General features: G+C 68.6%; 13 protein-coding genes. 6 read left to right on the top strand and 7 right to left on the bottom strand.

Going from position 1 to position 13515, the window contains the following annotated elements; genetic code table 11:
• Positions 1-126: 126 nt before the first annotated feature.
• The gene (gene murB / locus WS70_RS04770; RefSeq protein WP_059473641.1) at positions 127-1176 is read right to left on the bottom strand and encodes a UDP-N-acetylmuramate dehydrogenase; all 1050 of its coding nucleotides are present in this window, start codon (positions 1174-1176) and stop codon (positions 127-129) included.
• Between the two features lie 136 nt (positions 1177-1312).
• On the opposite strand from murB, the gene WS70_RS04765 reads away from it, so the two are divergent.
• Positions 1313-1798: a YajQ family cyclic di-GMP-binding protein gene (locus WS70_RS04765; protein WP_059596713.1), complete on the top strand. Its 486-nt coding sequence runs from the start codon at positions 1313-1315 to the stop codon at positions 1796-1798.
• A gap of 490 nt (positions 1799-2288) precedes the next feature.
• Here the strand turns inward: WS70_RS04765 and plsY are convergent, their stop codons facing one another.
• Positions 2289-2897 carry a glycerol-3-phosphate 1-O-acyltransferase PlsY gene (gene plsY, locus WS70_RS04760; protein WP_059473643.1) on the bottom strand — a complete coding sequence of 203 codons (609 nt, stop codon included), beginning with the start codon at positions 2895-2897 and terminating at the stop codon, positions 2289-2291.
• Between the two features lie 109 nt (positions 2898-3006).
• Positions 3007-3498: a Cys-tRNA(Pro) deacylase gene (ybaK, locus tag WS70_RS04755; RefSeq protein WP_059473644.1), complete on the bottom strand. Its 492-nt coding sequence runs from the start codon at positions 3496-3498 to the stop codon at positions 3007-3009.
• A 140-nt stretch (positions 3499-3638) separates the two neighbouring features.
• Between ybaK and WS70_RS04750 the strand changes: the two genes are divergently transcribed.
• On the top strand, positions 3639-5201 hold the full coding sequence (locus WS70_RS04750) for a class I adenylate-forming enzyme family protein (RefSeq protein ID WP_059596726.1): 1563 nt from the start codon (positions 3639-3641) through the stop codon (positions 5199-5201).
• A gap of 193 nt (positions 5202-5394) precedes the next feature.
• On the opposite strand, the gene xerD is transcribed toward WS70_RS04750, so the two are convergent.
• The 3 genes from xerD to queG all read right to left on the bottom strand — a co-directional run bounded on the left by xerD (position 5395) and on the right by queG (position 8158).
• Complete coding sequence (gene xerD, locus WS70_RS04745; protein WP_059596714.1) at positions 5395-6396, bottom strand: site-specific tyrosine recombinase XerD; 1002 nt, start codon at positions 6394-6396, stop codon at positions 5395-5397.
• Complete coding sequence (locus WS70_RS04740; protein WP_059473646.1) at positions 6396-6863, bottom strand: methylated-DNA--[protein]-cysteine S-methyltransferase; 468 nt, start codon at positions 6861-6863, stop codon at positions 6396-6398. Before WS70_RS04740 ends, xerD begins: the two co-directional genes overlap by 1 nt.
• 71 nt (positions 6864-6934) lie before the next feature.
• Positions 6935-8158: a tRNA epoxyqueuosine(34) reductase QueG gene (gene queG, locus WS70_RS04735; protein WP_059473647.1), complete on the bottom strand. Its 1224-nt coding sequence runs from the start codon at positions 8156-8158 to the stop codon at positions 6935-6937.
• Positions 8159-8175: 17 nt separating this feature from the next.
• On the opposite strand from queG, the gene tsaE reads away from it, so the two are divergent.
• Together tsaE and WS70_RS04725 are read left to right on the top strand one after the other, a co-directional pair.
• Entirely contained in the window at positions 8176-8730 is a 555-nt protein-coding gene (gene tsaE / locus WS70_RS04730) for a tRNA (adenosine(37)-N6)-threonylcarbamoyltransferase complex ATPase subunit type 1 TsaE (protein ID WP_059473648.1), read from the top strand.
• Complete coding sequence (locus tag WS70_RS04725; protein ID WP_059596715.1) at positions 8712-10274, top strand: N-acetylmuramoyl-L-alanine amidase; 1563 nt, start codon at positions 8712-8714, stop codon at positions 10272-10274. The genes tsaE and WS70_RS04725 overlap by 19 nt, the downstream gene beginning before the upstream one ends.
• Before the next feature lie 337 nt (positions 10275-10611).
• Here the strand turns inward: WS70_RS04725 and WS70_RS04720 are convergent, their stop codons facing one another.
• The gene (locus WS70_RS04720; RefSeq protein WP_059473687.1) at positions 10612-11496 is read right to left on the bottom strand and encodes an EamA family transporter; all 885 of its coding nucleotides are present in this window, start codon (positions 11494-11496) and stop codon (positions 10612-10614) included.
• A 158-nt stretch (positions 11497-11654) separates the two neighbouring features.
• Between WS70_RS04720 and WS70_RS04715 the strand changes: the two genes are divergently transcribed.
• Both WS70_RS04715 and trxA read left to right on the top strand, forming a co-directional pair.
• Positions 11655-12536 carry a pirin family protein gene (locus WS70_RS04715; protein WP_059596716.1) on the top strand — a complete coding sequence of 294 codons (882 nt, stop codon included), beginning with the start codon at positions 11655-11657 and terminating at the stop codon, positions 12534-12536.
• 53 nt (positions 12537-12589) lie between these two features.
• Positions 12590-13438 carry a thioredoxin gene (gene trxA, locus WS70_RS04710; protein ID WP_059473651.1) on the top strand — a complete coding sequence of 283 codons (849 nt, stop codon included), beginning with the start codon at positions 12590-12592 and terminating at the stop codon, positions 13436-13438.
• Positions 13439-13515 lie beyond the last annotated feature (77 nt).

Here is a 13515-nt window from a genome sequence, read left to right as displayed (position 1 = left end):
CGGGAGCTCGCACCGCCGCCGCGACGGCGCATCGAGCGCCGACACACCCTTCTTCGTCGCCACGAAAAACCTCGCTGGTTCGCAGCGAGGTTTTTTATTGCCGATGCGCGCGCGTCCGCGCTCCGCCTACAGGCACACCGGCTCCGCCTCCAGTTCGACGCCGAAACGCTCCAGCACGTCGCGCTGAATTGCGCGCGCGAGCGCGAGCACATCGGCGCCTGTCGCGCCGCCCCGATTGACGAGCACGAGCGCCTGCCGCTCGTGGACGGCCGCCGCGCCGAGCGTCCGCCCCTTCCACCCGCAGCGGTCGATGAGCCAGCCGGCCGCAAGCTTCACGCGGCCGTCCGGCTGCGAATACGACACGACGTCCGGCTCCCGCGCGCGCAGCGCGGCGAACGCATGCGCGTCGATCACCGGATTCTTGAAGAAGCTGCCAGCGTTGCCGAGCTCGAGCGGATCGGGCAGCTTCGCGCGCCGGATCGCGACGACTGCGTCGAACGCGTCGCGCGCACTCGCTCGGCTCGCGTCGATCCCGCGCGCGGCAAGCTCGCGCGCGACGTCCGCGTAGCCGAGCCGCGGCGTCCACGCCTTCGGCAAGCGAAACGTCACCGCCACGATCGCGAAACGGCCACGCCCTTCCCGCTTGAAGAAGCTGTCGCGATAGCCGAATGCACAGCGCTGCGCATCGAATTCGACGATCTCGCCCGTCGCGAGCTCGACCGCGCGCAGCGACGCGAAATGTTCCTTCATCTCGATCCCGTACGCGCCGATGTTCTGGATCGGAGCCGCGCCGACCGTGCCTGGAATCAGCGCGAGGTTCTCGAGCCCCGGCATCCCTTTTGCGAGCGTCCATTCGACGAACGCATGCCAGTTCTCGCCGCCGCCCGCCTCGACGTACCACGCGCCGTCGTCTTCGCGCACGAGCGCGCGACCGCGGATTTCGTCGAGCAGCACGAGGCCGTCGAAGTCGCCCGTGAACACGACATTGCTGCCGCCGCCGAGCACGAGCGTGTCGAGCCCCGCGACGCGTGGATCGCCCGCGAGCGACGCGAACTGCTCGGGCGAGCCGATCCGCGCCGCGACGCGCGCGCGCACGTCGAAGCCGAACGTGTTGTGCGCACGCAGCGGATAGTCGGGAATCAATCGGATGGAAGAATCGGGACGGAACATCGGCATTCGCGGTTGCGCCGGCGCGCGGTCAAGCCTGCGGCCTTGGGCAAATGTAGGGGCGCCGGTAAAATGGCGGTCAGCCCGCAATTATAGCGAGTGACCGCGCGCAGGCCGCGCGCGGCACGCTCTACAGGAGAATGCCATGCCATCGTTCGACGTCGTTTCCGAAGCGAACATGATCGAAGTGAAAAATGCAGTCGAGCAATCGAACAAGGAAATTTCCACCCGCTTCGACTTCAAAGGCTCCGACGCGCGCGTCGAGCAGAAGGAGCGCGAGCTCACGCTCTACGCCGACGATGAATTCAAGCTCGGCCAGGTCAAGGACGTGCTCATCGGCAAGTTGGCGAAGCGCAACGTCGACGTGCGCTTCCTCGACTACGGCAAGATCGAGAAGATCGGCGGCGACAAGGTGAAGCAGGTTGCGACGATCAAGAAAGGCGTGTCGGGTGACCTCGCGAAAAAGGTCGTGCGCATCGTGAAGGACAGCAAGATCAAGGTGCAGGCGAGCATCCAGGGCGATGCGGTGCGCGTGTCCGGCGCGAAGCGCGACGATCTGCAAAGCGTGATCTCGCTGCTGCGCAAGGAAGTGACCGACACGCCGCTCGACTTCAACAACTTCCGCGACTGAAACCGGACGAGCCGCTCGCCGGTCGTATCGTAGCGGGCGGCTTCAGGTCGGGCGCGCCAGTCGCGGCGCGACAAGTCGTCGAAGGTCGATTCGCCGTGCGCCGCGCACCGTATCGCGTGGAGCGGATGCGTCGTTCGCGGCGTGACGGTCGGCTGAATAAGCGGACGCACCGTTCGCCAAGCGGCAAATCGTCGAGATTAAGCGCGTCTTCGTTGCACGCGCCGCAGCGGCTTGCGTGATTTATGCGCGAGCACAACGGACTCCGGAACACGCGGTGCGCCTTGCATCTGCGCTCGTTCGCGTGCCGCTTGCGCTAACTGCAGCATCAACGTTTGAGGATGCGATCGACGCCCGAATCGCGTGCGCCGCCGATGCAAAACCGGCCTTCCCGCTCCGATCGAACACATCTCGATGCGCGACGGCACCGCGACGCGCATCGTATCCGCGTGTCCCGAACGAAACCAAACGAAATCGGGCGAATCCGCCCAGATTACACGCCGGTCTTCTTCTGCCCGATCCGGCTTTCCTCGCCTGCAATGAGCTTCGAAATGTTCGAGCGATGCCGCCAGATCAACAGCACGCTCATCGCAAGCACCGCCCACGCGACGGGATTGTTGCGCGTGCCGAACAGAAACACGTCGAAAACCGGCGCAAACACGGCGGCGACGAGCGCCGCAAGCGACGAATAGCGGAAGAAGAACGCGACGATGACCCAGGTCAGCGCGGTCGCGAGGCCGAGCACCGGATGCACGGCAAGCAGCACGCCCGCCGCGGTCGCGACGCCCTTGCCGCCCTGGAAGCGGAAGAAAACCGGATACAGGTGGCCGAGGAACACGGCGGTCGCCGACAGTGCGACGCCGATCTCGCCGCCGATGCCGAAGCGCCTGACGAGCCAAACCGCAAGCCAGCCCTTGAACGCGTCGCCGACGAGCGTGAGAATCGCCGCCTTCTTGTTGCCGCTGCGCAGCACGTTGGTCGCGCCGGGATTCTTCGAGCCATACGAGCGGGGGTCGGCGAGCCCCATCGCGGCGCTGACGACGACGGCAAACGACACCGATCCGATCAGATAGGCGGCGACGGTAGCGAGCAGGATCTGCATGCGAAGGACTCTTGTTTCAACGTATAGGTTGGATGGGCGGCCTCGGTCGCGAGGTCGCGGCGGCGCTCATTCTACCGAACCGGCGCGGCACGCCATGCGGGTGAAACCCTCAGTCGACGATTGCGCACTGCACGGGCCGTGCATCCAGGAGCGTCGTCAGCGCCGCGGGCGCGAGGCTCACGAGGTAGCCGCGCCGGCCGCCGTTCAGGTAGATCGACGGCAAGTCGAGGATCGTCGATTCGACGTAGACGGGCATCGCCTTCTTCGTGCCGAACGGCGACGTGCCGCCGACGAGGTAGCCCGAATGCCGGTTCGCGACCTCGGGCTTGCACGGCTCGACGCGCTTCGCGCCGATCTGCCGCGCGAGGTTCTTCGTCGACACCGTGCGATCGCCGTGCATCAGGATGATGAGCGGCTTCGCGCGCTCGTCTTCCATCACGAGCGTCTTGACGACGGCGTGCTCGTCGACGCCCAGTTGCCGCGCCGATTCGGACGTGCCGCCGTGGTCGACGTAATCGTAGACGTGCTCGCCGAACGCGACGCTGTGGCGGCGCAGGAACTGCGTCGCAGGCGTTTCGGAAATGTGTTTGGATTTGCTCATGTGCGCATTTTAATTGCAGGCGGCGCACGGGACTATTGTCCGAATGGCAGATTGTCCGCGCGGCCGCCGCGTGGCACGATCGTCGGCACACGGTCGGCAACGGCGCGACGTCGCGCTCGCGCCGACCATACGGAGACGCCATGACAACCCATTTTTCCGCTGGCGCGGCGATCGACGTCGACGCGCTGATCGCCGCGTTGCCGTCGCGGATCGCGGCACTGCCCGCGCGCATCGCCGAACGCATGCCTGATCACGTCGCGCTGATCGAGGACGCGCGCCGGCTCACGTACGCGCAGCTCGCGCATGCGATCGACGCGGCCGCCGACCGGCTGCGAAGCCTCGGCGTGCAAGGCGGCGACCGCGTGATGATCGTCGCGGAGAACAGTGTCGCGCAGCTCGTGCTGCTGTTCGCCACGACGCGGCTCGCAGCATGGGCGATCGTGTCGAACGCGCGCCTTGCGGCGGCCGAGCTCGATGCGATCGCCGCGCATGCGCAGCCGCGCCTGATTGCGTTCGTCACCGGCACGTCGCCCGACGCGTGCGCGCATGCCGAACGGTGCGGCGCGCAGCAGGCCGCGCCGTTCGAGCTCGACATCGGCGCGTGGTCCTACACGCTCGACGCGAGCGTGCGCGCGGAACCGGTCGAAGCGGACGGCGCACGCCAGTGCGCGGCGCTCATCTATACGACGGGCACGACCGGCACGCCGAAGGGCGTGATGCTGTCGCACCGCAACCTGCTGTTCGTCGCGGCGGTGTCGAGCACGCAGCGGCGCGTCGCGCCGACCGACGTGGTCTACACGGTGCTGCCTGTGTCGCACGTCTATGGGCTCGCGTCGGTATGCCTCGGCAGCCTCTACGCGGGCGCAACGCTCAAGCTCGTGCCCCGCTTTTCGCCGGAGGCGCTGCGCCGCGCGCTCGCCGACGAGCGCGTAACCCTCTTCCAGGGCGTGCCGGCCATGCACGCGAAACTGCTCGAGCATCTCCGCGCGCACGGACACGCGTGGCACGCACCGCATCTGCGCTTCGTCTATTCGGGCGGCTCGCCGCTCGACGCCGATCTGAAAGCGCGCGTCGAACGCGTCTACGGCCTGCCGCTGCACAACGGCTACGGGATGACCGAGAGCAGCCCGACGATCACGCAAACGCCGATCGACGCGCCGCGCGCCGACTGCTCGGTCGGCATGCCGATTCCGGGCGTCGCCGTCCGCTTCCGCACGGCGAACGGCGCCGACGTCGCGCCGGGCGAAGTCGGTGAGCTGTGGGTGCGCGGACCGAACGTGATGCTCGGCTACTACCGCAATCCGGAAAGCACGCGCGCGGCCGTCACGGCGGACGGCTGGCTGAAGACAGGCGACCTCGCGCGCGCGGCCGACGACGGCGCGGTGACGATAGCCGGCCGCAGCAAGGAACTCATCATTCGCTCGGGCTTCAACGTCTATCCGTCCGAAGTCGAACAGGCGCTGAACGCGCATCCGGACGTCGTGCAGTCGGCCGTGATCGGGCGCGCGGTCGAAGGCAACGAGGAGGTGATCGCGTTCGTCGAGCTCGCGCCGAATGCAGCCGCAACCGAAGACGATCTGAAGGACTGGTGCGCGGGCCGGCTCACCCCGTACAAGCGCCCCGCGCAGATCCGCGCGCTTGCCGCGCTGCCAGCCGCGTCGACGGGCAAGGTGCTCAAGCACAGGCTGCGCGAGATGCTGTGACGTGGCGCGGCTCGCACGCCGGCGTCCGACGCACACGGAGAGCGGATGCCGGAAGGACGAAGATGTTCCGCAAACGACCGATGCCTGAATGATCGATGCGTGAAGGATCGATCATCCGCACTCGACGCGCGAACCGCGCGGCGGATGCGCGAGTCGCGCGCGACGAATGGGCGCAACAAGGTCGCCGCGGGCGTCACCCGCGCGGATGATGCGCCGCATGCAGCGTCTTCAGCCGCTCGCGCGCGACGTGCGTGTAGATCTGCGTCGTCGAGATGTCGCTGTGGCCGAGCAGCAGTTGCACGACCCGCAGGTCCGCGCCGTGGTTCAGCAGATGCGTCGCGAACGCGTGCCGCAGCGTATGCGGCGACAGATGTGCGCGGACGTCCGCCTGCTGCGCGTGGCGCTTGATGATGTTCCAGAACTGCTGGCGCGTCATCCCGTCGCCGCGCGCGGTGACGAAGAGCGGATCGGCTGCGCGCGCGCCGAGAAGCGCGGGCCGCCCGTCGCGCAGGTAGCGCTCGATCCAGCCGTGCGCGACTTCGCCGAACGGCACGAGCCGCTCCTTCGAACCCTTGCCCGTCACGCGCACGACGCCTTCGTTCAACCCGACCTCGACCGACTTCAGCGTGACGAGCTCGCTCACGCGCAGCCCGCTCGCGTACATCAATTCGAGCATCGCCCGGTCGCGCAGGCCGAGCGGCGTATCGACGTCGGGGGCGGCAAGCAATGCCTCGACCTGCGCCTCGGACAGCGTCGACGGAAACCGCGGCGCCTGTTTCGCCGATGCGATCCTGAGCGTCGGGTCGGCGGCGGCGCGATGCTCGCGCACCGCCCAGCCGTAATAGCGGCGAAACACCGACAGCCGGCGATTCGACGACGTCGCCTTGCCGTCGCTGCGCGCGGCGATGTAGCCCGTCAGCATCGCCTCGCTCGCCTGATCGACGTTCGCCTCATGCTGCGCGGCGAGCCATTGCGCGAACAGTTGCAGGTCGCGCCGGTACGCGTCGAGCGTGTTGCGCGACAGCCCGTGCTCGAGCCACATCGCATCGCAGAACAGATCGATCGACGTGCGGCTGTCGACCCATGCGGGCGACGCGGCCAGCTCGTCGGACGGACGATCGGACGACGGCGCGTGCGCACGCTCGGGCTCGACGATCGCCACGGGGGCCGCGGGGGCACCTGCTGCGCGCGCCATCAGTACTGCACGCCCTCGTGCGCAAGCAGCCAGCGCTTGACCTTGAGGAAGTAGCCGTCGTCGTCGTGGTTCGCGAAGCCGCCGATCCCGCCCGACGCGACGACGCGATGACACGGAATCACGAGCGGAAAATAGTTCGAGCCGCACGCCTGGCCGACCGCGCGCGGCGCGCTGCCGATCTGCTTCGCGATCTGCCCGTAGGTCAGCACGACGCCGGGCGGAATCGCGCTGATCGCGTTCCACACGCGATGCTGGAACGGCGTGCCGACTGCCGCGAGCGGCAGGTCGAAACGCGCGGACGCACGCTCGAAATAGCGCTCGATCTGGCGCGCGGCCCGCTTCGCGAGCGTCGTGTCCGGCGCGACGCTCTTCATCGATTCGGGCAGATAGACGATCTCGCGCACGACCGACGCATCGGTGCGGATACCCATCTTGCCGAATGGCGCATCGATTACTGCGTTGAACATCGTTGTCTCCTGAAAGGGGCTCGCCCGCGACGTGCGCCGGCCGCCCGCCAAACCGTCACTTTACGCCGCCTTCACGCAGCGCGCAGCGCCCACTCGACGTGCTCGCGCACGAGCTCGGACGAATCGTCCGCACGCGCGCGCAACGCCGCGACGATCGCCGCGCGCGCGACGGGCTCGACGCTGCCGGGCGCCGTGCGCAGCGCGTTGCCGAGGCCGACCGCGAGATTGCGCAGCCAGCGCTCGTGACCGATCCGGCGAATCGCGCTGCCTTGCATCCGCTCGTCGAATTGCTCGGCAGTCCATGCGAACAGTTCGACGAGCGACGCGCGATCGAGCCCGTGCCGCACGTCGAAGTCGGCCACGGGCGCCGCCTGCGCGAACTTGTTCCACGGGCAGACGAGCTGGCAGTCGTCGCAGCCGTACACGCGATTGCCGACGAGCGGCCGCAGCGGCTCGGGAATGCTGCCGTGTAATTCAATCGTCAGATAGGAGATGCAGCGCCGCGCGTCGACGCGATACGGCGCGACGATCGCGCCGGTCGGGCACGCGCCGATGCAGCGCGTGCAGCTGCCGCAATGCGCGCCGGACGTCTCGGGCGCGGCGGCGGGCGACGTCTGCGCGTCGGTCGGCAACGGCACGTCGACGTAGATTTCGCCGAGAAAAAAGAACGAGCCCGCGTCGCGCTGCAAGAGCAGCGTGTGCTTGCCGCGCCAGCCGACGCCCGCCTTCTGCGCGAGCTCGACTTCAAGTACCGGCGCGGAATCGGTGAACACGCGATAGCCGAATGCGCCGATCTCGGCTTCGATCCGCTCGGCGAGCGTCTGCAACCGGTGGCGCAATACCTTGTGATAGTCGCGGCCGCGCGCGTAGACGGACACGACGGCCGCCTGCGGATCGGCGATGCGCGCCGCCTCGCGCGCGCGCCAGTCGCGCGGCGCGGCGCTCGAATCGGGTGCGTCGCCGAGCGTCGCGGCGGGCAGATAGGCGAGCCGCGCGGAGATCACGCGTCGCGTGCCGGCCACAAGTTCGGCCGGCCGCGCACGTTTCATCCCATGTTTGGCCATATAATCCATCTCGCCGTGGCATCCGGCTTCCAGCCAGGCGGCGAGCCCCGCTTCGGCATCCGAGAGATCGGTATCGCTGATGCCGATCGCCCCGAAACCCAATTCGCGCCCCCACGCCTTGATGCGCGACGCGAGCCCGGCGAGCTTCGCATCGTCGAGGCGAGACGGCGCGGCGCGCCCGTCCTGCGAGGGGCGCGCATCTGCGACTGCGAGTTCCGGAATTCGGTCCATCGCTCTATTTTACGAGAATGTCCGAGCAGCCTAGCCACGCGCATGCCGCGCCCTTCCCGCCCGCTCCGATCGCCGAGCGCACGCTCGCGCTCGCCGACGAGGCGGCTACGATCGCGTTCGGCGAGCGCTTCGCGCACGCGCTCGACGCGGTGCGCGGCGAGCGCGCCGCCGCGCACGCGTTCGACGGCCTGCAAATCCAGCTTTACGGCGATCTCGGCGCAGGCAAGACGACGCTCGTGCGCGCGATGCTGCGCGGCCTCGGCCACGCGGGCCGCGTGAAGAGCCCGACCTACGCGCTCGTCGAGCCGTACGCACTCGCGCGTTCCGATGGGGAACTCGAGGTCTATCACTTCGATCTGTACCGTTTTAGCGATCCGGCCGAATGGGCCGACGCAGGCTTTCGCGAGTATTTCAATTCCGGCGCGATCTGCGTCGTCGAATGGCCGCAGCGGGCGGGCGCGCTCCTTGGCGTGCCGGATCTCGTGTTCTCGCTCGACGTGGACGGCGAAGGCCGGCTCCTCACCGCCCGAGCGTACAGCGCATCAGGAAAGGCATGTCTCGAAAGATGTTGATCAAACCGTTCCGCTCGATCGAATCGGCGGCCACCGCGACCCATAACTGGCGACGCCGGCAGATCCTGCGCGCCGGCGCGTCAACGCTCGTGCTCGGGCTCGCGCTGCCGCGCCTCGCGCACGCGTCGTCGGTGCTCGGCGTGCGCGTGTGGCCCGCGCGCGACTACACGCGCGTGACGATCGAATCCGACCAGCCGCTGCAGAACTCGCAGCAGTTGCTGCAAGGACCGGACCGGCTCGTCGTCGATCTGAACGGTCTCGATCTCGACCAGGCGCTGCGCGACCTCGTGTCGAAGATCACGCCGAACGATCCGCAGATCCAGTCGGTGCGGGTCGGCCAGTATCAGCCGCACGTCGTGCGGATGGTGTTCGACCTGAAAGGCTCGGTGAAGCCGCAGGTGTTCACGCTGCCGCCCGTCGGCACCTATCGCTACCGGCTCGTGTTCGACCTGTATCCGGCCGTCGCGCCCGATCCGCTGTCCGACCTGATCGCGCAGACCGAGCGCAAGGAACAGCAGCTGAACGACACGATGCGCGCGCAGCAGGCGCAGCCGCCGACGGCCGCGCTCAACGGCCCGGCCGCCGCGCCGCCCGCCGCGGCCGACAACAGCGACGCATTCTTCCAGCGCTTTGCGCAGAACAATCCGCCGCCCGCGCACGCCGCGCGCCCGGCGCCGGGCGCGCCTGCCAATCCGCCCATCGCGCAGACGCCGCCTGCCGCGCCGTCGCGGCCCGCGGTCAAGCCGCCGCCCGTCATCGCGCGCAAGAACGACGACGAATCCGGCGATGCCGACACCTACGCGTTCTCCGCGCCGAAATCCGGCCGCGGCACCGTGCGCCTCCTCACCGTCGCGATCGATCCGGGCCACGGCGGCGAGGATCCGGGTGCGATCGGCGGCGGCGGCACGTACGAGAAGCACGTCGCGCTCGACATCGCGAAGAAGCTGCGCGCGAAGATCGACGCCGCGCCGAACATGCGCGCGATGATGACGCGCGACGCCGACTTCTTCGTGCCGCTCAACGTGCGCGTGCAGAAGGCGCGGCGCGTCGGCGCGGATCTGTTCGTGTCGATCCACGCGGACGCGTTCACGACGCCGTCGGCGCGCGGCTCGTCGGTGTTCGCGCTGTCGGACCACGGCGCGTCGAGCGCGGCCGCGCGCTGGCTCGCGAACAAGGAGAACTCGTCGGACCAGATCGGCGGGATCAACATCAAGACGCAGGACGTCTCGGTGAACCGCGCGCTTTTCGACATGTCGACGACCGCGCAGATCCGCGATTCGCTGCGCTACGGCGGCTACGTGCTGAAGGAAGTCGGCGGCATCAACAAGCTGCACAAGGGCTCGGTCGAGCAGGCGGGGTTCGCGGTGCTGAAGGCGCCCGACATTCCGTCGATCCTCGTCGAAACCGCGTTCATCAGCAATCCGGACGAGGAGCGCCGGCTGAACGACGACGCGTACCGCGACCAGATGGCCGATGCGATCTTCCGCGGAATCAAGCGCTATTTCGCGGCCAATCCACCGCTCGCGAAGAGCCGGATGACCTGACGCGCCCGGTCTGGCGCGGCGGCGCCCCGCGCCGCCGCGCGCGGGGACGCTCGAGCCCGCCGATTCGTCCCGCGCGCCTTCGCGATAGTCCCTTCGCGATAGTCCCTTCGTCAAATTGCGCGCTGTACCGCGTCTCGCAACCCGATCTTCCCGGCGGTGCGCACCGCTTCGGCACGCCCGCCTTAGCCGTCTCGCCCCAGCCTTCGTCGATCGCGGTCGCCGCGCGCGAATTCCGCGACTGGCCGATCAGCACGTCCGCCGCACGATCCGGCGCCGCGCATCGCGCCGAGTACCTCGTTGCCATGCGCCTTTTCGCCGCCGGAATCCCGCGGCGCGATCACGACGCCGCGGCGAAGAACCGCCGCGCGAGTCGGTCGCCGAACACGTTGACCGCGAGCCCTGCCATCACGAGCGCCGCGCCCGCGAGCTGCGCATGCGTCAACTGCTCGCCGAGCAGCAGCGACGACGACGCGAGGCCGACGATCGGCACGAGCAGCGAGAACGGCGCGACCTGCCCGGCCGGATAACGCGACAGCAGGCGGCTCCACAGCCCGTAGCCGAGCAGCGTCGCGACGAACGCGAGATAGACGACCGCGAAGACCGACGCGCCCGACAGCGACGTCAGCGCGGCCCCGATCCGCTGCGGCCCCTCGAAGCAATACGACAGCACGAAGAACGGCACGGGCGGCACGAGGCTCGCCCAGACGACGAGCGACACGAGATCGACCTTGCCGAGCTTCTTCGTCACGACGTTGCCGAGCGCCCACAGCGCGGCGGCGCCGAGCGTCAGCAGAAAGCCCGCGAGCGTCATGCCGCGACCGCCCTGCACGGCGATCACGACGAGCCCGGCCGCCGCGATCGCGAGGCCCGCGAGATTCTGCGCGCGCAAGCGCTCGCCGAGGACGAGCATCGCGAAGAACAGCGTGAAGAACGCCTGCGACTGCAGCACGAGCGAAGCAAGTCCGGCCGGCATGCCGACGTGCATCGCGGAAAACAGGAACACGAACTGGCCGAGCAGGATCGTCGACCCGTACAGCGCGAGGAGACGCCACGGAATCTGCGGGCGGCGCACGAAGAACACTGCGGGCACCGACGCGAGCAGGAAGCGCAGCCCGCCGAGCAGCATCGGCGGCACGCCGTGCAGCCCGACCTTGATCACGACGAAGTTCACGCCCCACGCCAGGATCACCACCAGCGCCAGCAGCAAGTCTCTCGGGGCCATCGTCGTCTCCATGTTTTTTGCGCGAGCCGTCGAGTCTACCGGCGTTCCGTCAAGCCTGCAGACAGCCGCGCGCGTCCCGAGCGCATCCGCCGCGAGCGCCGCTACGCCGTTACAATGGTTCGCATTCCGCCGCACGAACGCCCCGAACGCCGCCCGCCATGACCGACTCGATCAAAGCCATCCTGAAGCCGCACGTCCGCGACATCGGCAACCTGACCGTGCGCCGCACGCTGCCCGCGCTCGCCGCGCGCACCGTCGGCCCGTTCATCTTCTTCGATCACATGGGCCCCGCCGAGCAGCCCGCGGGCGCGGGCCTCGACGTGCGCCCGCATCCGCACATCGGCCTCGCGACCGTCACCTATCTGTTCGACGGCGCGATCATGCATCGCGACAGCCTCGGCTCCGTGCGAAAAATCGTGCCGGGCGACGTCAACTGGATGACGGCCGGACGCGGGATCGTCCATTCGGAGCGCACGCCGGACGAGGCGCGCGCGAGCGGGCAGACGGTGCACGGGATCCAGACCTGGGTCGCGCTGCCGCTCGCGCACGAAACGCGCGAGCCGTCGTTCGAGCACCACGCGGCCGCGACGCTGCCGAAACTCGAGCGCGACGGCGTCGTGATGACGGTGATCGCGGGCGACGCGTTCGGCGTGCGCTCGCCCGTCACGACGTTTTCGCGCACACTGTACGTCGCCGCCGTGTTCGCGGCAGGCGGCGCACTCGCGCTCGATGCCGAGCACGAAGAGCGCGCGGTCTATCTCGTCGACGGCGACCTGACCGTCGACGGCACGCCGCTCGAAACCGCGCAGATGGCGATGCTCGCGCCGGGCACGCGGGTTGCGCTCGCAAGCGCCGGCGGCGCGCGCGCGATGCTGCTCGGCGGCGACAAGCTCGACGGCGAGCGCTTCATCGAATGGAATTTCGTCGCGAGCTCGCGCGGCGCGATCGAGCACGCGAAGCGCGCGTGGGCGGCGCAGGAGATGGGGACGGTACCCGGCGAAACCGACTGGATTCCGTTGCCCGAGCGCCGCGCGCATTGAAAAAAAGGCCGCGCACCCTCATTGTGCATTCATCCAATACTGACGAGGACGCCATGGACACCACGCTCGCCACTTTCGAACGAGACGTCATCGAAGCATCGCTTGCCGCCCCCGTGCTGGTCGACTTCTGGGCGCCCTGGTGCGGTCCGTGCAAGACGCTCGGTCCGCTGCTCGAAAAGCTCGAGCGCGAATACGAAGGCCGCTGGAAGCTCGTCAAGGTGAACGTCGACGAAAACCAGGAGCTCGCCGCGCATTTCCAGACGCGCAGCATTCCACACGTGATCGCATTCGCGGGCGGGCAGCCGGTCGACCAGTTCGTCGGGGTGCTGCCCGAGGGGCAACTGCGCGTGTTCCTCGACCGTCTCGTGCCCGCGCCCGACGAAGCCGAACGCCGCGCCGCGCAAGTCGCGCTCGCCGAAGAACGCATCGACGACGCGATTTCGCACCTCGAAAATGCGCTCGCGCTGAATCCCGGCTACGATGAGGCGCGCCTCGATTTCATCGAGCTGCTGCTCGCGCTGAACCGGATCGACGAAGCACGCGCCGAAGCAGAGCGCCTGTCGCCGCAGATAACGGGCGGCGCGGACGCCCGCTACCAGGCGATCAAGACGCGCTTCGACGCGCTCGACGCGGCCGCGGATCTGCCGCCGACCGACGCGCTCGAAGCGCGGATCGCGAGCAACCCCGCCGATCTGGAAGCGCGCTTCGATCTCGCGCAGGCCCTGATCGCGCGGCGCGCGTACGAAGGCGCGCTCGAGCAGCTGCTGGAGATCGTCCTGCGCGACCGGACGTTCGGCGACGACCTCGGCCGCAAGACGATGATTTCGGTGTTCGATCTCGCGGCGGACCAGCCGACGCTCGTGTCCGCGTGGCGGCGCAAGCTGAGCGCGGCGCTGAACTGACGAACCCGAGGCTTAAGGCCGGAGCGGCCATGCGGCGGCACGCGTTGCGCGTCCGCCGCTTTTTTCTTTCAACGCCA

Source organism: Burkholderia mayonis (assembly GCF_001523745.2).
GTDB classification, from domain to species: Bacteria; Pseudomonadota; Gammaproteobacteria; order Burkholderiales; family Burkholderiaceae; genus Burkholderia; species Burkholderia mayonis.
The sequence above is the reverse complement of the archived record's forward strand: the minus strand, read 5'-3'. Positions and strand labels throughout refer to the sequence as shown.